The sequence below is a fragment of the Qipengyuania sp. HL-TH1 genome, from assembly GCF_036365825.1.
Classification (GTDB): domain Bacteria; phylum Pseudomonadota; class Alphaproteobacteria; order Sphingomonadales; family Sphingomonadaceae; genus Qipengyuania; species Qipengyuania profunda.
In genome coordinates, this window is record NZ_CP142675.1 from 2799985 (window position 1) to 2820497 (window position 20513).

Sequence of the window (20513 nt, forward strand, 5' to 3'; positions counted from 1 at the left end):
AGCGCTCAGCGCATCGGCCCGGTGAACAACAGCGGGTCGAGCCGCGCATTGCGCCATTTGAGGCTCCAGTGGAGATGCGGGCCGGTGGCGCGGCCGGATGAGCCGATGTCGCCGATATGCTGGCCCTGCAGGACCACTTCGCCCTCGCTTACGTAAAGCCGCGCGCTGTGCAGGAATGCGCTGTTGAGCCCTTGGCCGTGGTCGATGATCAGCAGCTTGCCTTCCAGGCTGAAATCATCCGCTGCGAGCACCACCACGCCATCGGCGGGGGCGACATAGGGGGTGCCGGCACCGCCCGTGGCGATATCGATCCCCGAGTGATAGCTGCCCGGTTCGCCGCGATAGATACGCTGCGACCCGAACCGGCCCGAAATGCGCCCCTTGACGGGCCAGACGAAGTCCTGCCGCCAGCCTTGCGCCCCGGTTTCTTCCAGCCGGGCATTCCAGATCGCATCGAGTTCGGGCTGGCGGCGCCGCATGAAGGATGCGGACGTAGCGCCCGGGCGCCGCGCCACATTGACGTGTTCGATGTCCCAGCCGCGTGGTGCGATCGCCAGCGGGCTATCGATCGTGCCCCCGTCAACCAGTTTGGCAGTCAACGTCATCGCAGCGGGGGCATCGCGGTCGAAGGCGGCGAAGAACCTGCCCTCATCGTCGAACGCCAGCTCATCCTCGCCGAGCATGGCTTCGCTGGCACCGCCGGGAACCGTGCCCCTTATCCAACCGCCCTGTTCGAGCGCACCATCGAAGGTGAACACCGCGGGGCGTGAGGGAGTCGGCGTGACCGTAGGCGTCGGACCTGGCGTCGGCGTCGTGCGGACCGGCTGCACCACTTCGGTCGTCCGCGATGGCGGAGCGGGCTCCGGCGTGGCGGCGGGAACGCATGCGGTCCCGAGAAGCACGAGCGGCGCGACCCGCATCCAGTTCACGGGGCCAGTCGCTCGGTCGCGAGCTGGGCGCTGGCGTAGGCTTCCTGGTGCTGGACCGACCAATAGCGCAGCTCGTCGAGAGGAATCGGCACCCCGCTCATCGCGCAAAAGACATGGTTGCCCGCGCGTAGCACGCGAAAGCCGGAAGGGCCGTATTGCAGCTTCGCCTCGCCTTTCGGCGGGCCCGAATTCTTGTTCATCAGCATGGTGCAATTCCTAGCAGGTCCGGCCTAACCGAACAAATCATCCTGCTTGGGCGGGGTTCCGGATTTGCGCGGTTTGCGACGCGGCGCGGGAGGCGGGGTATCGCCGCCGATGCCCACCTCGAGCTCACCGTCGCGGAACTTGAGCGTAAGTGACGCCTCCTGCGCCGCCGCCGCCCGGTCGGTGATGGTCCGCCCGTCGGGTCCGGTGACGCGCACATAGCCGCGTGCAAGGGGACGGTCGGGATGAAGCTGCTCGGCCAGCCGTGCCAGCGCCGCCAGCCGCTCGCGCCGCTCGGCCAGCGGGCGCTCGACCAGCGCGGGCGCCAGCTTCTGCCCGGCCAGCGCGCGGCGTGCCTCGCGCAGATTGCGATCGAGCGTAGCGGGCGACAGTCGCAGATTGCCAAGCCGCTCGCGTCCCTGTGCCGCGCGGTCGCGCAGGCCGCGGCGCAGGCGTTCGGCGAGATCGTCGAGCCGCTGGGCCTGCGGTTGCAGCAAGGCCTCGCGGGTCGGCAGGCGCTGGACGCGCGCTTCCAGCCGCTCGCGCCCCAGCTGCACCGGGCGCAGGATCGCGCGTTCCTTGCGCCCTTCGAAATCCTTCAGCGTGGCGGCGAGTTCGGCGCGCACCGGCACGGCGATCTCGGCCGCGGCGGTGGGTGTCGGCGCACGGCGGTCGGCGGCATAGTCCGCCAGCGTGGTATCGGTCTCGTGCCCGACCGCGCTGATTGTCGGGATCTGGCAGTCGGCGATGGCGCGCACGACCTCTTCCTCGTTGAAGCTCCACAGATCCTCGATCGACCCGCCGCCGCGCGCGACGATGACGAGGTCCGGGCGATCGGGATGGCCTTCGGGCATGGCTGCGAAGCCGCGCACCGCACCCGCGACCTGCGCGGCCGCGCCCTGCCCCTGTACCAGCACCGGCCAGACCACGACCCGGGTGGGAAAACGATCCGCCAGCCGGTGGAGGATATCGCGAATCACCGCGCCGGTGGGCGAGGTGACCACACCGATGGTGCGCGGCAGGAAGGGGAGCGGCTGTTTGCGCCCCGCATCGAACAATCCTTCCGCCGCCAGCCGCGCGCGGGTCTTCTCGAGCAGCGCCAGCAGCGCACCTTCGCCCGCCAGTTCCATCCGCTCGATCACGATCTGGTATTTCGAGCGGCCCGGATAGGTGGTGAGCTTGCCCGAGGCGACCACTTCCAGCCCGTCCTCGGGGGCGAAGGGCAGACGCTCGGTATTGCCGCGCCACATCACCCCGTCGATCACCGCCTTTTCGTCCTTGAGCGCGCAATAGAGATGCCCGCTGGCGGCGCGCTTCACGCCCGACAGCTCGCCGCGCAGGCGGACGAAGCCGAAGCGGTCCTCGACCGTGCGTTTGAGCGCCTGGGATATTTCGCTCACCGTCAACGGCTCGGCGTTGTCGCCCGTGCGGCCCTTCGCTACCAAGCTCGCATCATCTGCAGTGGACGGGAAGTGGTCGGCCATGAATATCCTTTTGCTCGGGTCGGGCGGGCGTGAACATGCGTTAGCGTGGAAACTGGCGCAATCGCCGCTGTGCGACAAGCTGTGGGCGGCACCGGGCAACCCGGGCATCGCACACCATGCCGAATGCACCGCGCTCGACGCGGGCGACCACGAGGCGGTGGTCGAATTCGTGCGCAAGAACGACATCGGTCTTGTCGTGATCGGTCCCGAAGCGCCGCTGGTCGATGGGCTGGCAGACAGCCTGCGCGCCGCGGGGGTGGACACGTTCGGCCCGTCCAAACAGGCCGCACAGCTCGAAGGCAGCAAGGGCTTCACCAAGGAATTGTGCCGCCGCGCCAATATCCCCACTGCACGCTACGAGCGCTGTACTTCGCTCGAAGCGGCCTGGGGCGCGCTTAAGAAGTTCGACCCACCCTTCGTGCTCAAGGCCGACGGTCTTGCCGCGGGCAAAGGCGTGGTCATCGCCGAAACACGCGAAGAGGCGCAGCATGCGCTCGACGAAATGTTCGATGGCAAGTTCGGCAGCGCGGGCAGCGAAGTGGTGATCGAGCAGTTCCTGATGGGCGAGGAGGCCAGCTTCTTCGCGCTGACCGATGGCACGGCGATCGTCCCCATCGGCACGGCGCAGGATCACAAGCGCGTGGGCGCAGGCGACACCGGACCGAACACCGGCGGCATGGGCGCCTATTCGCCCGCCCCGGTGCTGAGCGAAGCGCTACAGGCACAGGTCATGCGCGAGATCGTCGAGCCGACCGTGCGCACAATGGCCGCCGAGGGTACGCCCTATTCGGGTGTGCTCTATGCCGGGCTGATGCTGACCAAGGACGGCCCGCAGCTGATCGAGTACAACGCGCGCTTCGGCGACCCCGAATGCCAGGTGCTGATGATGCGGCTCGAAAGCGATCTGGTCGAACTGATGCAGGCCTGCGCGCAAGGACGGTTGGGCGACATCGCCGAGCCGGTGCTATCCAGCGATTTCGCGCTGACCGTGGTGATGGCGGCGGACGGCTATCCCGGCACGCCCAAGAAGGGCGGCACGATCGATCTGGGCGAGGCCGAGGCCGCCGGCGCCAAGGTCTTCCACGCCGGCACCGCGCTGAAAGGCGAGACGCTGACCAGCAGCGGCGGCCGCGTGCTCAACGTCACCGCGCGCGGAGCAAGCGCGACCGAAGCGCAGGCAAAAGCCTATGAAGCGGTCGACGCGATCACCTTCCCCGACGGCTTCTGCCGCCGCGACATCGGCCAACGTGAGGTGCGGCGGGAACGCGGGTAATTCGGTTTGTGATCGTGGATGCTATACCTCCACAGGCTTGGATTGCCTTGCCTCTGGCCGTTTCCGCCCTTGCACCCGCGGCATATGTCTGGCGCTATTTCACCCACGGCCTGAAACCGCGTGATATTACACTACCGCCGGAAGACTTGAGCTGGAAGTCCGGGCGCCACTTGCTGTTCTGCTTGGCTTCTCTGACGGGATTGCTAGCCATCGGTGGGTTTGCCTTCACTGAGTGGGCGGAGGATTTCGCCCGATCCGAATGGCTGGCACCCGCCTTGCTCGGAGCTGTAGGCAGCTATGCCTTGGGGACTGTGGTCCCAGGCTGGCGGAATGGCGAGATCCGCCCGCTCATTCGCGGATCATCCAGATCCTACTCGCGGGCCGAACAACCCAGGCGATATTGGGCGTCGCTCATCTGGAACGGCGCCATCGGATTGGCGCTCACTGTCGGTTCCCTTGGAATAGTCTACGGCAACACCAAACCTGCGTGCGACTATAATGGCGACGAGGAGGAACTCTTCGAAGCCGTGGCGACCTGCAACGCGATGCTGGCCGATCACGATCTCGACGTTGAAAAGCGGGCGGACTTGCTCGGAGATCGAGGCCGCGTCCATCACCGGCTCGGCAATAATCACCTCGCCTTGCTGGACTATTCCAAAGCGATCGAGCTTGAGCCTGGTGACTCTTATGCGCTTTTCAACCGTGCACTTATTCACCGCGAGTTGCGTGACTTGCCAAACGCAATCGAAGATCTGGATGCCTCCCTTGCCATTCGGCCAGAGAATGACAGAGCTTACCTAGAGAGAGGCCTCGCAAACCTCGATCTCGGTCGGTTTGAAGAGGCTGTCGAGGATTTCACGCTCTTGCACAACCGCGTTCCGGATCATCCTTACGCGCTTGCCAATCGCGGCCTCGCCTATGCTTGGATGGATGACGAGCTAAATGCGCAAAATGATTTCGACCGTGTGGGCAAGAACCAGCCCGGGTGGGTCGTCGTACTGCATGGCAAGGCAGTTCTTGCTCGTAATAGGCAGAAACACCGGGAATCTATCGATTATCTATCCCAAGCATTGGAGATCGATCCGGATGACTATTTCGCTCTTCGCCTACGCGCAGATGCATATTGGGAGATCGGCGAGAACGACCTTGCGCGCGATGATGACGATCGATCTATTGCGCTTGAAGCCGGAAACTAGCGGGACGCCAGCCTCATTCGGACTGACTCCAGTGTGTACCTCAGACCACTAGGGCATCTCGGGCGTTCGGCTGTGCCTCGCTCAACTTTAACGCAGCGCGACTTGCCGCGAGAAGCACCGCCCCGGCTCGGTAGCCGGCGCGGTGCGAGGGCGTGCCGGATTGCTCAGCCCAGCTTCTCGGCAACCAGCGCCTTAAGGTCGGCTTCGCTGCGCGCGCCGTAGTGCGAGATGATCTCGGCGGCGCAGATGGCGCCCATGCGCAGGCAGGTTTCGAGCGTCTCGCCGCGCGCATGGCCAGTGAGGAAGCCCGCTGCGAAGAGATCGCCCGCGCCGGTGGTGTCGACGACCTTGTCGATCGGTTCGGCGGCAACCTGGGCGCGCGCGCCGTTGGCGATACCCACGGCGCCCTTGGCGCTGCGCGTGGCGACCAGCACGGGGACCTTGCCCTGCAGCATGGCGAGCCCTGCCTCGAAATCCTCTTCGCCGGTCAGCGTTGCGAGTTCGCTTTCATTGACGAAGAGAATATCGATCTGCCCTTCCTCGATCAGCGCGCGGAAATCGTCGCCATGGCGGTCGATGACGAAGCTCTCGCTGGCAGTGAAGGCGACCTTGCGGCCCGCATTGCGTGCCACCTCGATCGCGCGGCGCATTGCGCGGCGCGGTTCTTCCGGGTCCCACAGATACCCTTCGAGATAGAGGATGCCCGCGCTGGCGATCAGTTCGTCGTCGAGCGCGGCGGGAGGGAGGAACTGGCTTGCCCCGAGGAAGGTGTTCATCGTCCGCTCGCCATCGGGGGTGACGAAGATGAGGCAGCGCGCGGTCGAGGGCTGGCCTTCGCGCGCCGGCGTGTCGAAATCGATCCCCACCGCACGGATATCGTGGCTGAAGACGTCGCCCAGCTGGTCGGTCGCGACCTGCCCGACGAATGCGCATTGCGCGCCCAGCGCCGACATGCCCGCGAGCGTATTGGCGGCCGATCCCCCGGAAATCTCCTTTGCCGGCCCCATCGCCTCGTACAGTCTCCGGGCGCCGTCTTCGTCGACCAGCGTCATCCCGCCCTTGTTGAGGTCGAGTTCGGCGATCAGCTCTTCTTCGCAGGGGGCCATCACATCGACGATGGCATTGCCGATGGCGATTACGTCGTAACGGGGTTCGGTCATGGGTACTCCGGGGAGGGGATAATCGGTGTGTCGGGCGCGGTTAGCGGCTCGTCGGGGTTTGGCCAAGGGCGGCGTTGACTTGCCCCATAACGGCGCGCATCCCCGGGCTCCGATGATGTCGCTTCCCCGTGCCCTTGCCCTTGCCGCCGGTCAGCTTGGCGATCCGGCAATCCTCAGGGTGCTGGGCAAGACCGCGCTGCTGACTTTGGCGATCTTCGCGGTCGGCGGTGCGGGGCTCTATCTCGTGGTCGAACGCGCGATCGACAGTGTGACCAGCGCCGACACCTCGGGCCTGGGCGCGCTGCTCGCGGCGCTGGGGATGATCCTGGCCGGCTGGTTCCTGTTCCGGGTGGTGGCGCTGTTCGTGCTGCAGTTCTTCGCCGAGGATGTGGTGCGCGCAGTCGAGGCTCGGCATTATCCGCAGGCGCGTCACAGCCTGCGCGACCTGCCGCTCGCCGAAGAAGTCGGCAATGCGCTGCGCTCGCTCCTGCGCACGGTGCTCGCCAATGCCGCGGCGCTGCCGATCGCAGGTCTCTTGCTGGTCACGGGGATTGGCGCGGCGGCGGTCTTCTGGACGGTCAACGCCTATCTCGTCGGGCGCGAACTGCACGACATGGTGTGGCTGCGGCACCGCGCCGATCCGGCCGAGCTGGCCCCGATCGGCGGACTCACGCGTTTCCTGGTCGGCGGCGTGGTGGTGGCGCTACTCGCGATACCTTTCCTCAACCTCCTTGCCCCGATAATGGGCGCTGCCTGCGCCACCCACCTCGTTCACCGCGCCCGTGAGAAAGACCTCGATGCGTAAGTTCGCCCTGCTGCTGTTGCCCCTGCTCGGAGCCTGCACCACCGTACCCGTTGCGCCGGGTCCGCCAGGTGCTCCGGCCTCGCGTCCCGGGGCCACACCGCCGCCGCAAGAGGTGCGCGTCGCGCCCGCCACCCCGTCGTTCCGCGCCCCGCGCGTGATGAATGTGCCCGGGCTGGAGAGCGTGATCGGACGCAATGAAACCGCGCTCGCCAATCTGTTCGGTGCCCCGCGGCTGACGGTGAAGGAAGGCGATGCCAAGAAGCTGCAATTCGTCGGCGAGGCCTGCGTGCTCGATGTCTATCTCTACCCGCTCGAGCCGCGCGGCGAACCCAGCGCCACCTATGTCGATGCCCGCCGCGCCAGCGACGGCCTCGACGTGGACCGCGCGGCCTGCGTGCGCGCACTGCGCCGCTAACCCCGTCTTAAGCAAGCCGGGATAGGCTTGCCGGACCAGGATTATATGGGAGCTGGTCCAGATGAGCGTGCATTTCGGCGAATTGGCCAAGAGAGTCGGCGCGGACGGGGTCATTACCCCCGAGGAAGTGCTGACGCTGCGGCGCGAGGCATGGCCCGACGGGCGGATCTCGCAGACCGAGGCCGAAGCGATCTTCGCGCTCAATCGCGAACTGACGACGAAGAGCACCGAATGGGTCGATTTCTTCGTCGAGGCGCTGGGCGAATATGTCATCAACCAGCGCGCGCCTACAGGCTATGTCGATCCCGAAAATGCCAGCTGGCTGATGATGCAGATCGATGCCGACGGGCAATTCGGCAGCATGGCCGAGATCGAGCTGCTGGTGCGCGTTTTCGAACGCGCGCAGAACGTCCCGGCAGCGCTTAAGGATTACGCGATCTCGCAAATGGAGCTCGCCGCGCTCGAGGGCACCGGGCCAACGCGCGACGGCGGCACGCTCGAGGCGGGCAATGTCAACGCGACCGAGGCCCGGCTGCTGCGCCGCGCGATCTTCGCGCCTGCCAGTGAACGCCCCGCAGCCGTCGGGCGCAAGGAAGCCGACATGCTGTTTCGCCTCAAGGACGCCACGCTGGGCGGTGACAATGCGCCTGAATGGAAGCAATTGTTCGTCCAGGGCATCGCCAACTACCTGCAGGGCTACAGCAATCCCGATGCGCAGATCAGCCGCGAGCGCGCCGCCGAGCTGCAGGCCTTCATGACAGATACGCGCAGCAGCGTGGGCGGGTTTCTCGGCCGGATGGCCAAGGCTTCGCCCAACGCATTCGGCAAGGTGTTCGGACGCAAGGAAGAAGCGCCGACGCGTGCCGAGGGCGTAGCCGCGGCGCATGAGGTGCCGCATAGCGAGCGCGAATGGCTCGACGCGCGGATCGATGCGGATGGCCGGGTCGACGAATACGAGCGCGCGCTGCTCGACTTCCTCGCCGAGGAGTGACCAGCCGATCGTGCGCGGCTAGACCATGAAGCTTTCGCCGCAGCCACACGCCCCCTTGGCGTTGGGATTTTCGAACACGAAGCCCGCGGTGAAATCGTCCTCCACCCAGTCCATCGTGCTCCCGATCAGGTAGAGCACGCTGGCGCTGTCGATGAAGAACAGCCCGCCGGGGGTCTCGATCTTCTCGTCGAACTTCGCTTCCTCGGTGACATAATCGACCGAATAGGCGAGGCCCGAGCAGCCTCGCCGCGGGGTCGACAATTTGACCCCGATGGCGTCTTCGGGCGCCTTGGCCATCAGATCGGCGACGCGCTGTTCGGCGGCCTTGGTCAGGACGACCGCTGCCTTGGGCGCGGCGCGGGTCTTGGTATCGCTCATCACAGCATCCCCAGTTCGAGGCGTGCCTCGTCGGTCATCTTGTCCGGGCCCCAGGGTGGGTCCCACACCAGATTCACCTCGGCATCGCGAACGCCGGGCACGCTGGCGGCGCGCAATTCGACTTCGCCGGGCATGGTTTCGGCGACCGGGCAATGCGGCGTCGTCAGCGTCATGGTGACGGTCACATCGCTCTCGTCATCGACCTCGACGCCGTAGATCAGGCCCAGATCGTAGATGTTGACCGGGATTTCCGGGTCGAAGATTTCCTTGAGCGCAGCGATCACCGCTTCGTAGAGATCACCGCCCGGCGCGCCTGTGGGCACGTTTTCGGGCTTTTTCTGCAGGAAGCCTTCGAGATAGTCGCGCTTGCGCTCCATCGTCGCGCGCGGCGTTTCTTCCGCATCGACGGCGTCCTCGACACGGGCGCGCGGCGGCTTGGTAGCCAGCGCATCCGCAGGGGAGGGCGCGGCAATGAAATCACTGTTCTGATCGTCGTTCATCCGAAGATCCTCTGAGTCCGTTCGATGCCGCGCATCAGCGCAGCGATGTCGCTTTCGTCCGAGTAGAGCCCGAAGCTGGCACGGGCGGTGGCGGGGACGCCGAGATGGTCCATCAGCGGCTGCGCACAATGGTGCCCGGCCCGGATCGCGACATTCTCTTCGTCCAATATGGTGCCAAGATCGTGCGGGTGAACCCCCTCGATCGCGAAACTGACGATGCCGGCGCTTTCTTCGGGGCCGAACAGCGTCACCGAATTGAGGGTGCGCAATGCGTCGCGCAACTGCCTGGCAAGCGCGGCCTCATGCGTAAACAGGCGATCGGGACCAAGCGCGGCGACATAGTCGATCGCCGCATGCAGCGCGATCGCCTCGGTGATCATCGGTGTGCCCGCTTCGAACCGCTGCGGCGGCGGCGCATAGGTGGTCTTGTCGAAGGTGACACGGTCGATCATCGCCCCGCCGCCCTGCCACGGGGGCATGGCATCGAGGATGTCCTGGCGCGCCCACAGCACGCCGATCCCGGTCGGGCCGTAGAGCTTGTGTCCCGAGAAGGCGTAGAAATCGCAATCGAGCGCGGCCATGTCGAGCGCCATGCGCGGCGCCGCCTGGCACCCGTCGAGCAGCAGTTTCGCGCCCACCGAATGCGCCAGATCGGCCGCGGCGCGGGCATCGAGCACGCTGCCGAGCACATTCGAGACATGCGCCAGCGCGACGAGCTTGGTCCGCGGGGTCAGCAACGCTTCGAGCGCGCCCAGATCGATCCGGCCATCCCCAGTCAGCGGGCAGACGTCGATCTGCGCACCGGTGCGTTCGGCGACCATCTGCCAGGGCACGATATTCGAATGATGCTCGAGCGTGGAGAGGACGATACGGTCGCCTTCGCCGATATGGGTCATGCCCCAGCTCGCTGCGACGAGATTGATCGCCTCGGTCGCGCCGCGCACGAACACCACTTCATGTTCGCTGGCAGCGCCCATGTAAGCGGCGACGCGGCGCCGCGCGGCTTCGTAGCCAAGCGTCATCTGCGCGCTGCGGCCATAGACCCCGCGGTGGACGGTGGCGTAATCCGCGCCCAGCGCGCGGGCCATCGCATCGATCACCGCCTGCGGCTTCTGCGCCGTCGCGGCGGTATCGAGATAATGCCACGGCTGGGCATCGCCCGTCACCATGCCGGGGAATTCGGCCCTGATGTCATTGGGCCGCAAAAGGGTGGCAGCCTCGCTCACAGCGCCCGGTCGACCTTGTCGAGCGCGACCTTCAGCATCGCCTCGCGCGTTTCGTCATCCTCGAGCGCGACCAGCGCGTCACCGAGGAAGGCCTGGACCAGCAGGCGCCGGGCAAGATCGGGCGAGACTCCGCGTGCGGCCATGTAGAAACGCGCGGTTTCATCGAGCTGGCCAACGCTGGCGCCATGCGCGCATTTGACATCATCGGCAAAGATTTCGAGCTGCGGCACCACGTTCACGGTTGCGCCCTTCTCGAGCAGCAGCCCCTTGAAGTCCTGCGCCGCATCGGTCTTCTGCGCATCGCGCACGACATCGATATTGCCGAGGAAATTGCCCGTACCGTGGCCCCAGTGAACCGCGCGAACGGTCTGGTTGCTGGTTGCCTCGGGTTCGGCATGGATCGTGCGGGTGACGAATTCGCGCACGGTTTCGCGGCCGCCGACGGTAATCCCGCCCAGTTCGAAATGCGCGCCCTTGTGCAGCGTCACCTCGATTTCGAGCCGGGCATATTCGGCCGCGGCAAGCACCGCGAAGATCTCGCAGGTCGCGCCTTCGCGCACGGTCACGCGCCACCGGTGCAGTTCGGTCGGCCTGGTGTCGCCGCCATCGGCAATCAGGAGCGTTTCGTGAACGGTCTCGCCTGGCGAGACATCGATCGTGCGCCAGTCGTCCAGCGCTTCGCCCTGAAGCCGTTCGACCGCGGAATAACGCCACGCTTCATCGCGGCGGGTGGGGAGTTCGGCTGCCTCAGGCATGCGCAGTCTCGGCGGACATGATCGCGTCATAGCCTTCGTTTTCAAGCTCGACCGCCAGTTCGGGGCCACCGGTCCGGACGATACGGCCCTGCGACAGGATCGACACCTTGTCGGGCTTCACCACTTCGAGCAGGCGCTGGTAGTGCGTGATCAGCAGAACGCCCTTGGCCGGGTCGCGCATGATCGCGTTGATGCCATCGCCGACCACGCGCAGCGCATCGATGTCGAGACCGCTATCGGTTTCGTCGAGCACGGCGAATTGCGGGTCGAGAATGCCCATCTGGACCATTTCGGCACGCTTCTTCTCGCCCCCCGAGAAGCCGACATTGACGTGCCGCTTGAGCATTTCGGGGTCGAGCTTGAGCAGCGCCGCCTTGTCCTTGGCCAGCTTGAGGAATTCGCCGCCGGTCAGCGGTTCTTCACCCCGCGCCCGGCGCTGCGAATTCAGCGCTTCGCGCAGGAACTGCAGGTTCGAGACTCCGGGAATCTCGACCGGGTACTGGAAGCCGAGGAACAGGCCGGCAGCGGCGCGTTCATGCGGTTCCAGCGCGAGCAAATCCTGTCCCATAAATTCGACCGAACCTTCGGTCACCTCGTAGCCCGGCCGTCCGCCCAGCACATAGGCCAGCGTCGACTTGCCCGCACCATTGGGGCCCATGATCGCATGAACCTCGCCAGCGGGGATTTCGAGCGTGAGCCCGTTGAGGATTGTCTTGCCGTCGATTTCGGCGTGGAGATTGTGGATTTTCAGCATATTACTTCCTGTCGTCGCGACGGGCCGGGCGGGTGCGCCGGGGCGTCGGGCCGTATTTCGATTGGTGTTCGCGGCGCGCGCTTTCCTTGTCGCGGTAGCGCGCATTCATCGCAGCAAAGATCGGCTGCATCGCTGCCTCGACATCGTCGAGGATCGTCGCCGCGGGCAGCCGCAGCACTTCCATACCGACCGCAGCAAGGCTCTTGTCGCGGCGCTTGGCCAGCGTGTCGTTCTGGCCTTCCTCATCGATCGCGACTGCCAGCCCGAGCGGGTGGGACACGAAATCGAGGATCGCCGAGCCGACCACGGTGTGGCGGGTGAATTTAAACTTGCCGAAGTCTTCCTTGGCGAAACGCGCGGCGAGCGCCTTGTGCGCGGGTGTCGCATGCCGCCGCAAATGGCGCGCGTGTTCGTGAATCTTGTCGAGCCGCTTCTCGGAGATTTCCCACCCGCGGCCCTTCTTCTTGAGCGCGGGAGCGGCATCGCCCGGCGAAGGCGTGCGGATCTGGAGGGTCTTGCGTTCGGTCACCCCACGCTCCCCTCGAGCGAGATCGCCAGCAGCTTCTGCGCTTCGACGGCGAATTCCATGGGCAATTCCTTCAGCACGTCCTTGGCGAAGCCGTTGACGATCAGCGCCATCGCTTCCTCGTCATCCAAGCCGCGCTGCTGTGCGTAGAACATCTGGTCGTCGCTGATCTTGCTGGTGGTCGCCTCATGCTCGATCTGCGCGCTGGGGTTCTTCACCTCGATATAGGGCACGGTGTGCGCCCCGCTCCGGTCGCCGATCAGCAGCGAATCGCATTCGGTGCGATTGCGTACGCCATCGGCATTGGCAGCCACGCGGACCATGCCGCGATAGGTGTTGTTCGACTTGCCCGCCGAAATGCCCTTGGAGATGATCGTCGAGCGGCTGCCCTTGCCGTTGTGGATCATCTTGGTGCCGGTATCGGCCTGCTGGTAATTGTTGGTCACCGCGACCGAGTAGAATTCGCCCACGCTGTCTTCGCCGTTGAGCACGCAGCTGGGATATTTCCATGTCACCGCACTGCCGGTTTCGACCTGCGTCCAGCTGATCTTGCTGCGCGCACCCTGGCACAGGCCGCGCTTGGTGACGAAATTGTAGATCCCGCCCTTGCCCTCGGCATTGCCGGGATACCAGTTCTGTACGGTCGAATATTTGATCTCGGCGTCTTCGAGCGCGACCAGCTCGACCACTGCGGCATGAAGCTGGTTCTCGTCGCGCATCGGCGCGGTGCAGCCTTCGAGGTAGCTGACATAGCTGCCCTTTTCGGCGATGATCAGCGTGCGTTCGAACTGGCCGGTGTTCTCCGCATTGATACGGAAATAGGTGCTGAGCTCCATCGGGCAGCGCACGCCTTCGGGCACATAGACGAAGGTGCCGTCCGAGAAGACCGCGCTGTTCAAGGTGGCAAAGTAATTGTCGTGCTGCGGGACGATCTTGCCGAGCCATTTGCGCACCATTTCGGGATATTCGCGAATCGCCTCGCTGATCGACAGGAAGATGACGCCCGCCCGCTTCAGCTCCTCGCGGAAGCTGGTGGCAACGCTGACACTGTCGAACACGGCATCGACCGCGACCTTCTTGGCGCCCTTCACGCCGGCGAGCACTTCCTGCTCGCCGAGCGGGATGCCGAGCTTGTCGTAAACGCGCTTAATCTCGGGGTCGAGCTCATCGAGCGACTCGAGTTCGACCTTCTTCTTCGGCGCCGCGTAATAATAGGCGTTCTGGTAATCGATCGCCGGATAGCCGATCTTCGCCCAGTCGGGCTCTACCATCTCCTGCCACAGGCGGAACGCTTTCAGCCGCCAGTCGAGCATCCACTCGGGCTCGCCCTTCTTGGCGCTGATGAAGCGGACCGTGTCTTCGGTCAGGCCCTTTTCGGCAAACTCGGTCTCGATGTCCGACGACCAGCCGTGTTCGTACTCGGCGGCCTTTTCGGCAGCTTCGCGCGCTTCGCGGTCCTGGATGTCCAATTCTTCGCTCATGCAATCTCTCTTGTCCGTGCCAGCTGGGTCAGCGGGATCGCCGCCAGCGCGCCGCGCACCGCTTCGTTCACGACCGGCCAGTGCGGTTTGACCGAGCAATCATGCTCGACCGAACACTGGACGCCTTCGACGCAGGCGGTCAGCGCGATTGGTCCTTCAACCGCCTCGACAATATCGGCGACGGTGATCGCCGCAGCCGGGCGTGCCAGTTGCAGCCCGCCGCCAGCGCCGCGGCTCGACCGCAGCAGACCCGCGGCCGACAGCTTGCTCACCAGCTTTTGCACCGTGGGCACCGGGAGGCCGGTTTCCGCCGCCAGTTCGGCCGCGCTGGTCTTGCCCCCACCGCAATGACGCGATGCGGCGCACATGGCGACGACGGCATAATCAGCAAGGTTTGACAGGCGCATAGTTAAATCGGACCAATTCGTTCCGATTGGCCAATTAGGAGCCAAGCTCCCCCATTTCAACGGGAAAGACCTAGTTGCGAGTCGTTAGCATTCAGGCGTCGTGGAGCGGGCTGCGGCCGAGCTGTTCCGCTTCGCCCGAGCCGAACAGATTGACCGAGCCATAGCCATCGGGGCCGAGCATGTCGTTGATCGGCGATCCCGCCGCTGGCTGGAGCCGCTTGGGGGTGCGCCCGGTGAAGAAGCGGATTTCCTTGATGAGATGCGCCTGGTCGTAAAACGCCTCGCGGATCTCGGCTTCGATCTCTTCGGGCAATTGCGGCATCGCCAGCAAGGTGGCGGCGCGGACCGCGCGATAGCGGCGCACCAGCCGCACGGGCGACTGGCCGAAGAATTGCGCCACCAGCCGCTGTGCCTGGCGTTTCGAATAGGGCAGCTGTTCGTACAGCTCTTCGAGTTCGGGCTTGAACGAGCTCGACAGCCATTCGAGCGTCCGGTCGATCACCGTCAGGTGCTGTTCGGGAAGCTTCGACAGCCCGCGCCGGACGACATCGGTCATCGCGTCGAGCAATTCCCGATCCCCCAGTTCGCCCGCCCGCCAGCGCCCACCCAGCGCGGCAAAGGCCTGCGCGGGCGAATCATCGAGGACCATTTCTGGTTGCAGGAAACAATCGTGGTAGTCGTGCACCGACAGGCTCGACAGGGCCGCCCAGCCGCGGAAATTGAGCGAGACGCCGAACAGGGTCGCCGGCCCGCTAACGCTGAAATTGCGCGCCTGGCACAGCGGCGCAAGGAAGAAGGCATCGCTGGTTTCGGCTACTTCGCCGCCGTCGAACTGCATCCGGCCCACGCCGCGCCCGAAGACGACCATCTGCCCCGAATAGGCGGGCAGAACATCGTCCAGCCGATCATCCGGGCTGCGCCAGATATAGAGCGAGTTGAGATAGGGCGCGAGATCCGACGGCGCCGCTACGAACTCGAAAGAGTGTGACACATCGTCACCTGGCAGACCCGACAAACCCCTGTTCCGTCCCTACTTCGGCCAAAGAATTGTAAAAATACGCCAAATTTACCATGACCGCAATGCTGCCGAGAACAAATATTCGTCAGGCAGATGGGCGTAGGCAGAAAAAAAGGGGGCGACCCCTCAAGGTCCCCCCTTTTGAAGTCGAGAACTCGTTGCAAAATCGCTCCGAGCCCTTCGGGTCGCAAGAGCGTGTTACGCCGAGTCTGTATCAATTGATTGTATGCAAGCGACAGCCCGTGGGCTGACAGAATTTTTCTTCGTTTTCCGCGCGAACGCAGGTCGACCGGATGGACGGTTCACGGCTCGACAGCGCGTGGCCGGCACGGCATGGCGCGCGGCATGTTGTTCGATCTGGCCCGCCCCGCCCTCTTCGCGCTCGACCCCGAACGCGCCCATCGCTTGACGGTCAGGGCGCTGACCCTTGCGCCGCGCATGCGCCCGGCACAAACCGGTCCGCTGGCGATCGATGTCGCTGGACTGACCTTTCCCAATCCGCTCGGCATGGCAGCGGGCTTCGACAAGGATGCCGAGGTCCCCGACCAATTGCTCGGCCTTGGCTTCGGTTTTGCCGAGGTCGGCTCGATTACCCCGCGCCCGCAGGCTGGCAATCCCCAGCCGCGCCTGTTCCGCCTGGTCGAGGATCGCGCCATCATCAACCGGATGGGCTTCAACAACGGCGGCGCAGAAGTGGCGCGCGACCGGTTGCAGCGCCGCGCAGACCGTCCGGGCATCGTCGGGGTCAATGTGGGTGCCAATAAGGACAGCGAGGACCGCATCGCCGACTATGTGGCGATGACGCGCACTATGGCGCCGCTGGCCTCCTATCTCGCGGTCAATATCTCCAGCCCGAACACGCCCGGCCTGCGCGCCTTGCAGGACGAGAGTGCGCTGGCAGGGCTGCTCGACGCGGTCATCGAGGCGCGCGGGCCCAGCGGGCCGCCGGTGTTTCTCAAGGTCGCACCCGATCTCGAACCGGCAGATATCGACGCGATCGCGCGAATCGCGATCGAGCGACAGCTAGGCGCGTTGATCGTCTCGAATACGACTATCTCGCGCCCTCGGTTGGCTTCGCCCCATGCAGGCGAGGCGGGCGGATTGTCGGGTGCGCCCCTGCGTGATCTCGCGCAGCAGCGGCTGCGCGACTTCCGCACGGCCACCGGCGGGTCGATTCCACTGGTCGGGGTGGGCGGGATTGCCAGCGCGGAGGACGCCTGGGCGCGTATCCGGGCAGGCGCGAGCCTCGTCCAGCTCTACAGCGCGATGGTCTACGGCGGGCCGGGCCTGCCGCGGCGGATCCTGCGCGGGCTCGAAGAGCTTATGCGGCTTGATGGATTCGCTTCGATTGCCGAAGCGGTCGGAAGTGAATAGCGTCGCCGCGATGAACAAGGTCTTCTCCGCTTCGCTGCTGGCGCTCACGCTCGCTGGCTGTTCCGCCACCCCGCCTCTCGCTTCTTCGCCCGCCGAACCGGTTCCGGCCTTCGCGGGTGCGGTCTCGGCAGCGGATCCGCGCGCGCAGGCGGCGGGCGAAGCCATGCTCGCGCGCGGCGGGAGTGCGACTGATGCAGCGATCGCCGTGATGCTGGCGCTGACGGTGGTCGAACCGCAAAGCTCGGGGATCGGCGGCGGCGGCTTCATGGTCCGGGGCGCCGCCGATGGCACGGTAGGCACATTCGACGGCCGCGAAACCGCGCCGGCAGGCGCCACACCCGAATGGTTCTTCAACGAAGACGGCACGCTGCCCCCACGCGGCGAATCGGTGCGCAGCGGGCTTTCGGTGGGGGTCCCAGGTAGTATCGCGCTGGCGGCCAAGGCACATGCCGCGCATGGCACGCTGGCCTGGGCCGAGCTGTTCGAACCCGCCATCCGCCTGGCCCGCGAAGGCTTCGACATGAATGCGCGCCTCAACGGCATGCTCGAGAGCGCAAGGAACCGCTCGGCGCATAGTGCCGAGGCACGGGCGCTGTTCTTCGATGCACAGGGCAATCCGCTGCCGGTCGGCACGCGGGTCGCCAACGAGCGGCTGGCGCAAACCTTCGAGACCATCGCTGCGGCGGGACCATCGGCGTTCTACAGCGGACCTTTGTCGCACGAAATCGCCGCGACCGTCGCGGCAGACACGCCGCGCGAAGGCGCGATGACCTATGCGGACATCACTGGTTACGAAGCCAAGCTGCGCGATGCCGTGTGCGGCACCTATCGCGCCTATCGCGTGTGCACGATGGGCCCGCCCACTTCGGGCGGTGTCGCGGTACTACAGATGCTCGGCCAGCTCGAACGGTTCGACCTTGCCGAACTGGGCCTGCGCAATCCGGTCACCTGGCATCTGTTCGTCGAATCGCAGCGGCTCGCCTATGCTGATCGCGAACTTTACCTGGCGGATAGCGATTACGTTTCGGTACCCGTCGCGGGGCTGGTCGAGCCCGGCTATCTCGCCGCGCGCAGCGCGCTGATCGGCGAGGGGAGCACGCTTTCCGAAGTCACCGCCGGCGTGCCCACGGGCGCACCGGTCGCGCTGGCCGATGGTGACGAACCCGAGGAATATGGCACCTCGCATTTCGCCGTGGTCGATGCCGAGCGCACCATGATCAGCTACACCTCGACCATCGAGGGGGCTTTCGGGTCCGGCCTGGTGGCAGGCGGCTTTTTCCTCAATAACGAGCTCACCGATTTCAGCCGCTCGCCGACCGTGGACGGCAAGCTTGTCGCGAACCGGGTTGAAGGGGGCAAGCGCCCGCGCAGCTCGATGGCGCCGGTGGTGGTCTGGGACCCCGCGGGCGAACCCTTCCTCGCAGTGGGCGCAGCAGGTGGCAGCACCATCCCGGTACAGACCGCGCGCAGCATCATCGGAGCGATCGATTTCGGCCTGTCGGCGGAAGAGATACTCGGCCTTCCCTTTATCATGGCCTTTGGCGAGCGCCTCCTGCTCGAGCAAGGCACCTGGCTCGAAGAGCAGGCCGCGGCCTTCAAGGCGCTGGGCCACACCGACGTGCTGGTCCGCGAGGCACCGGTCAAAGGCGGCGCGGTCCTGCGTGGTCCCTCGGGCTGGGTCAGCGCGCGCGATCCGCGCCTTGCCGGACAGATCGAGATTCCGTGACCCCGCCGGGTCGCTTGCCGTGTGGCGGGAGGCAGCCTAAGTCCTCGCCAAGAATTGGGTTACAACAAGAACAAGATCGCTGAGGAGCCTGCCGTGCTGTCGGACATCGATTCCGCCAACAATCTCGTCGAACTCTTCCTCAAACGCGCGGACGAGAAGGGCGACTTGCCCTTCCTCGGGGCGAAGAAGGATGGCAGCTGGCAGACGATCAGCTGGCGTGAAACCGCGGAACGGGTCTGCCTGCTTGCGGAGAATTTGCGCGGACTGGGCCTCAAGGAAGGCGACCGCGTGTGCCTCGTGTCCGAGAACCGCCCCGAATGGTGCATCGCCGATCTCGCGGTAATGGCCGCGGGCTGCATCACCGTGCCGGCCTACATCACCAATACCGAGCGCGACCACGTCCACATCCTCGACAATTCGGGCGCCAAGGCGGTGATCGTGTCGACCGAGAAGCTGCTCCGGCCGCTGCATGGTGCCTTGCAGGCCTCGGGCATTGCCGAACATGTTATCGGCATCGACGATCTCCACCGCCAGCAATCGGGCAGCTTCACCTTCCATATGTGGGACAAGATGCTCGAGGGTGATGCCGCGGCGGCGCGCAAGGCGGTGACCGAGCGGATGGCGAAGGTCGGACGCGGCGATACTGCGTGCATCATCTATACCAGCGGCACCGGCGGGGCCCCGCGCGGGGTGCTGCAGCACCATGGCGCAATCCTGTGCAACGCGGCAGGCGCGGCGGCAATCCTGATCGAGGATTTCGGCATCGTGCAGGACGAGCGGTTCCTTTCCTTCCTGCCGCTCAGCCACGCCTATGAGCATACCGGCGGGCAGTTCCTCCCGATCAGCGTCGGCGCGCAGATTTATTATTCCGAGGGCCTCGAAAAGCTCGCCAGCAATATCGAGGAAACGCGGCCGACCATCATGGTCGTGGTCCCGCGGCTGTTCGAAGTGCTGCGCACGCGGATCATGAAGCAGGTACACAAGCAAGGCGGCCTTGCCGAGAAGCTGATGAACACTGCGCTGGAGGTCGGCGAACGCCGCGCCGCGGGCCAGCCGAAATTCGGGGACAAGCTCAAGGATCTGGCGGTCGCCCGCCTGCTGCGGCCCAAAATCCGCCAGCGGTTCGGCGGCAGGATCAAGGCGATGGTTTCGGGCGGTGCGCCGCTCAACCCCGAAGTCGGCATCTTCTTCGAGGCTATGGGGCTGACCATGTTGCAGGGCTATGGGCAGACCGAGGCCGGACCGGTGATCAGTTGCAACCGCCCGGCCGCAGGGATTGCGATGCATTCGGTCGGTCCCGCAATGCGCGGTGTCGAACTGAAGATCGCCGACGATGGCGAAGTCCTCGTACGCGGCGAACTCGTCATGCATGGCTATTGGCAGAACGAAAGCGAGACCCAGCGCACGATCCAGGACGGCTGGCTGCATACCGGCGATATCGGCCATCTCGACGACCGGGACCGGATCGTCATCACCGACCGCAAGAAGGACATGATCGTCAACGACAAGGGCGACAACATCGCCCCGCAGAAGGTCGAGGGCATGCTGACGCTGCAGCCCGAGATCGGCCAGGCGATGGTGGCGGGCGACCGCAAACCCTATATCGTCGGCCTGATCGTCCCCGACGCCGAATGGACGCTCGAATGGTGCCGCGCGCAGGGCAAGCAGTTCGATTGCAAGCAACTGCAGCAACTGCCCGAGTATCGTAACGCGGTGCGCGCCGCGATCGACCGGGTGAACAAGGATCTATCGGTGGTCGAAAAGGTACGTCAGTTCGCCTTTGCCGACGAACCGTTCACGATCGAGAACGAGGAAATGACCCCCTCGATGAAGATCCGCCGCCACAAGATCAGGGACCGCTACGGCGACCATCTGGCGAAGCTGTACCGCAGCTAGGACCGCGGACTGTAG

21 protein-coding genes are annotated in these 20513 nt (G+C 65.3%); 8 read left to right on the forward strand and 13 right to left on the reverse strand.

The window, feature by feature from the left end:
- Positions 1 to 5: 5 nt before the first annotated feature.
- The 3 genes from VWN43_RS14240 to xseA are packed head-to-tail and all read right to left on the reverse strand — an operon-like array spanning position 6 to position 2617.
- Positions 6 to 920, reverse strand: a complete 915-nt coding sequence (locus tag VWN43_RS14240) for a M23 family metallopeptidase (protein WP_320182159.1) — start codon at positions 918 to 920, stop codon at positions 6 to 8.
- 5 nt (positions 921 to 925) lie between these two features.
- A complete protein-coding gene (locus VWN43_RS14245; RefSeq protein WP_253521116.1) occupies positions 926 to 1135 on the reverse strand; it encodes a DUF2093 domain-containing protein in 210 nt (69 codons plus the stop codon).
- A gap of 24 nt (positions 1136 to 1159) precedes the next feature.
- Entirely contained in the window at positions 1160 to 2617 is a 1458-nt protein-coding gene (gene xseA, locus VWN43_RS14250; protein ID WP_320181285.1) for an exodeoxyribonuclease VII large subunit, read from the reverse strand.
- Between xseA and purD the strand changes: the two genes are divergently transcribed.
- A complete protein-coding gene (purD, locus tag VWN43_RS14255) occupies positions 2616 to 3890 on the forward strand; it encodes a phosphoribosylamine--glycine ligase (protein ID WP_320181284.1) in 1275 nt (424 codons plus the stop codon). The genes xseA and purD overlap by 2 nt on opposite strands.
- Before the next feature lie 8 nt (positions 3891 to 3898).
- A complete protein-coding gene (locus VWN43_RS14260) occupies positions 3899 to 5086 on the forward strand; it encodes a tetratricopeptide repeat protein (RefSeq protein WP_320181283.1) in 1188 nt (395 codons plus the stop codon).
- A gap of 164 nt (positions 5087 to 5250) precedes the next feature.
- Here the strand turns inward: VWN43_RS14260 and VWN43_RS14265 are convergent, their stop codons facing one another.
- Entirely contained in the window at positions 5251 to 6246 is a 996-nt protein-coding gene (locus tag VWN43_RS14265) for an adenosine kinase (RefSeq protein WP_320181282.1), read from the reverse strand.
- A 112-nt stretch (positions 6247 to 6358) separates the two neighbouring features.
- Here VWN43_RS14265 and VWN43_RS14270 point away from each other — a divergent pair, with 112 nt between their 5' ends.
- The 3 genes from VWN43_RS14270 to VWN43_RS14280 all read left to right on the forward strand — a co-directional run bounded on the left by VWN43_RS14270 (position 6359) and on the right by VWN43_RS14280 (position 8457).
- A complete protein-coding gene (locus VWN43_RS14270; RefSeq protein ID WP_320181281.1) occupies positions 6359 to 7051 on the forward strand; it encodes an EI24 domain-containing protein in 693 nt (230 codons plus the stop codon).
- Positions 7044 to 7466, forward strand: a complete 423-nt coding sequence (locus VWN43_RS14275; protein WP_320181280.1) for a hypothetical protein — start codon at positions 7044 to 7046, stop codon at positions 7464 to 7466. The genes VWN43_RS14270 and VWN43_RS14275 overlap by 8 nt, the downstream gene beginning before the upstream one ends.
- A 61-nt stretch (positions 7467 to 7527) precedes the next feature.
- The gene (locus VWN43_RS14280; protein WP_320181279.1) at positions 7528 to 8457 is read left to right on the forward strand and encodes a hypothetical protein; all 930 of its coding nucleotides are present in this window, start codon (positions 7528 to 7530) and stop codon (positions 8455 to 8457) included.
- Positions 8458 to 8475: 18 nt separating this feature from the next.
- On the opposite strand, the gene VWN43_RS14285 is transcribed toward VWN43_RS14280, so the two are convergent.
- The 9 genes from VWN43_RS14285 to VWN43_RS14325 form a co-directional block, all read right to left on the reverse strand.
- Positions 8476 to 8835, reverse strand: coding sequence for a HesB/IscA family protein (locus tag VWN43_RS14285; protein ID WP_320181278.1), 360 nt, complete (start codon positions 8833 to 8835; stop codon positions 8476 to 8478).
- Positions 8835 to 9335 carry an SUF system Fe-S cluster assembly protein gene (locus VWN43_RS14290; RefSeq protein ID WP_320181277.1) on the reverse strand — a complete coding sequence of 167 codons (501 nt, stop codon included), beginning with the start codon at positions 9333 to 9335 and terminating at the stop codon, positions 8835 to 8837. The genes VWN43_RS14285 and VWN43_RS14290 overlap by 1 nt, the downstream gene beginning before the upstream one ends.
- On the reverse strand, positions 9332 to 10504 hold the full coding sequence (locus VWN43_RS14295) for a cysteine desulfurase (protein ID WP_320182158.1): 1173 nt from the start codon (positions 10502 to 10504) through the stop codon (positions 9332 to 9334). Before VWN43_RS14295 ends, VWN43_RS14290 begins: the two co-directional genes overlap by 4 nt.
- A 53-nt stretch (positions 10505 to 10557) precedes the next feature.
- Positions 10558 to 11316 carry a SufD family Fe-S cluster assembly protein gene (locus VWN43_RS14300; RefSeq protein ID WP_320181276.1) on the reverse strand — a complete coding sequence of 253 codons (759 nt, stop codon included), beginning with the start codon at positions 11314 to 11316 and terminating at the stop codon, positions 10558 to 10560.
- On the reverse strand, positions 11309 to 12070 hold the full coding sequence (sufC, locus tag VWN43_RS14305; RefSeq protein ID WP_320181275.1) for a Fe-S cluster assembly ATPase SufC: 762 nt from the start codon (positions 12068 to 12070) through the stop codon (positions 11309 to 11311). The genes VWN43_RS14300 and sufC overlap by 8 nt, the downstream gene beginning before the upstream one ends.
- 1 nt (position 12071) lies before the next feature.
- Positions 12072 to 12599: a DUF559 domain-containing protein gene (locus tag VWN43_RS14310; protein ID WP_320181274.1), complete on the reverse strand. Its 528-nt coding sequence runs from the start codon at positions 12597 to 12599 to the stop codon at positions 12072 to 12074.
- Entirely contained in the window at positions 12596 to 14077 is a 1482-nt protein-coding gene (gene sufB, locus VWN43_RS14315) for a Fe-S cluster assembly protein SufB (protein ID WP_320181273.1), read from the reverse strand. The genes VWN43_RS14310 and sufB overlap by 4 nt, the downstream gene beginning before the upstream one ends.
- Positions 14074 to 14484 (reverse strand): SUF system Fe-S cluster assembly regulator, encoded by a 411-nt coding sequence (locus VWN43_RS14320; RefSeq protein WP_253521074.1) that lies wholly within the window; start codon positions 14482 to 14484, stop codon positions 14074 to 14076. Before VWN43_RS14320 ends, sufB begins: the two co-directional genes overlap by 4 nt.
- A 91-nt stretch (positions 14485 to 14575) precedes the next feature.
- On the reverse strand, positions 14576 to 15475 hold the full coding sequence (locus VWN43_RS14325) for a helix-turn-helix domain-containing protein (protein WP_320181272.1): 900 nt from the start codon (positions 15473 to 15475) through the stop codon (positions 14576 to 14578).
- 372 nt (positions 15476 to 15847) lie between these two features.
- Between VWN43_RS14325 and VWN43_RS14330 the strand changes: the two genes are divergently transcribed.
- Genes VWN43_RS14330 through VWN43_RS14340 form a run of 3 tightly spaced genes read left to right on the forward strand, consistent with a single transcriptional unit; the run spans position 15848 to position 20498 of the window.
- The gene (locus tag VWN43_RS14330; RefSeq protein ID WP_320181271.1) at positions 15848 to 16876 is read left to right on the forward strand and encodes a quinone-dependent dihydroorotate dehydrogenase; all 1029 of its coding nucleotides are present in this window, start codon (positions 15848 to 15850) and stop codon (positions 16874 to 16876) included.
- A 10-nt stretch (positions 16877 to 16886) separates the two neighbouring features.
- Positions 16887 to 18602 carry a gamma-glutamyltransferase family protein gene (locus VWN43_RS14335; protein ID WP_320181270.1) on the forward strand — a complete coding sequence of 572 codons (1716 nt, stop codon included), beginning with the start codon at positions 16887 to 16889 and terminating at the stop codon, positions 18600 to 18602.
- Positions 18603 to 18656: 54 nt separating this feature from the next.
- Positions 18657 to 20498, forward strand: a complete 1842-nt coding sequence (locus VWN43_RS14340) for an AMP-dependent synthetase/ligase (protein ID WP_420493553.1) — start codon at positions 18657 to 18659, stop codon at positions 20496 to 20498.
- The last annotated feature ends 15 nt before the right edge of the window (positions 20499 to 20513 follow it).

Bases quoted from the DNA above. Each gene is read 5' to 3' on its own strand.
- VWN43_RS14240 (WP_320182159.1), bottom strand. From the start codon at position 920: ATGCGGGTCGCGCCGCTCGTGCTTCTCGGGACCGCATGCGTTCCCGCC.
- VWN43_RS14245 (WP_253521116.1), bottom strand. From the start codon at position 1,135: ATGCTGATGAACAAGAATTCGGGCCCGCCGAAAGGCGAGGCGAAGCTG.
- purD (WP_320181284.1), top strand. From the start codon at position 2,616: ATGAATATCCTTTTGCTCGGGTCGGGCGGGCGTGAACATGCGTTAGCG.
- xseA (WP_320181285.1), bottom strand. From the start codon at position 2,617: ATGGCCGACCACTTCCCGTCCACTGCAGATGATGCGAGCTTGGTAGCG.
- VWN43_RS14265 (WP_320181282.1), bottom strand. From the start codon at position 6,246: ATGACCGAACCCCGTTACGACGTAATCGCCATCGGCAATGCCATCGTC.
- VWN43_RS14270 (WP_320181281.1), top strand. From the start codon at position 6,359: ATGATGTCGCTTCCCCGTGCCCTTGCCCTTGCCGCCGGTCAGCTTGGC.
- VWN43_RS14275 (WP_320181280.1), top strand. From the start codon at position 7,044: ATGCGTAAGTTCGCCCTGCTGCTGTTGCCCCTGCTCGGAGCCTGCACC.
- VWN43_RS14280 (WP_320181279.1), top strand. From the start codon at position 7,528: ATGAGCGTGCATTTCGGCGAATTGGCCAAGAGAGTCGGCGCGGACGGG.
- VWN43_RS14285 (WP_320181278.1), bottom strand. From the start codon at position 8,835: ATGAGCGATACCAAGACCCGCGCCGCGCCCAAGGCAGCGGTCGTCCTG.
- VWN43_RS14290 (WP_320181277.1), bottom strand. From the start codon at position 9,335: ATGAACGACGATCAGAACAGTGATTTCATTGCCGCGCCCTCCCCTGCG.
- VWN43_RS14295 (WP_320182158.1), bottom strand. From the start codon at position 10,504: ATGGTGACGGGCGATGCCCAGCCGTGGCATTATCTCGATACCGCCGCG.
- VWN43_RS14300 (WP_320181276.1), bottom strand. From the start codon at position 11,316: ATGCCTGAGGCAGCCGAACTCCCCACCCGCCGCGATGAAGCGTGGCGT.
- sufC (WP_320181275.1), bottom strand. From the start codon at position 12,070: ATGCTGAAAATCCACAATCTCCACGCCGAAATCGACGGCAAGACAATC.
- sufB (WP_320181273.1), bottom strand. From the start codon at position 14,077: ATGAGCGAAGAATTGGACATCCAGGACCGCGAAGCGCGCGAAGCTGCC.
- VWN43_RS14320 (WP_253521074.1), bottom strand. From the start codon at position 14,484: ATGCGCCTGTCAAACCTTGCTGATTATGCCGTCGTCGCCATGTGCGCC.
- VWN43_RS14330 (WP_320181271.1), top strand. From the start codon at position 15,848: ATGTTGTTCGATCTGGCCCGCCCCGCCCTCTTCGCGCTCGACCCCGAA.
- VWN43_RS14335 (WP_320181270.1), top strand. From the start codon at position 16,887: ATGAACAAGGTCTTCTCCGCTTCGCTGCTGGCGCTCACGCTCGCTGGC.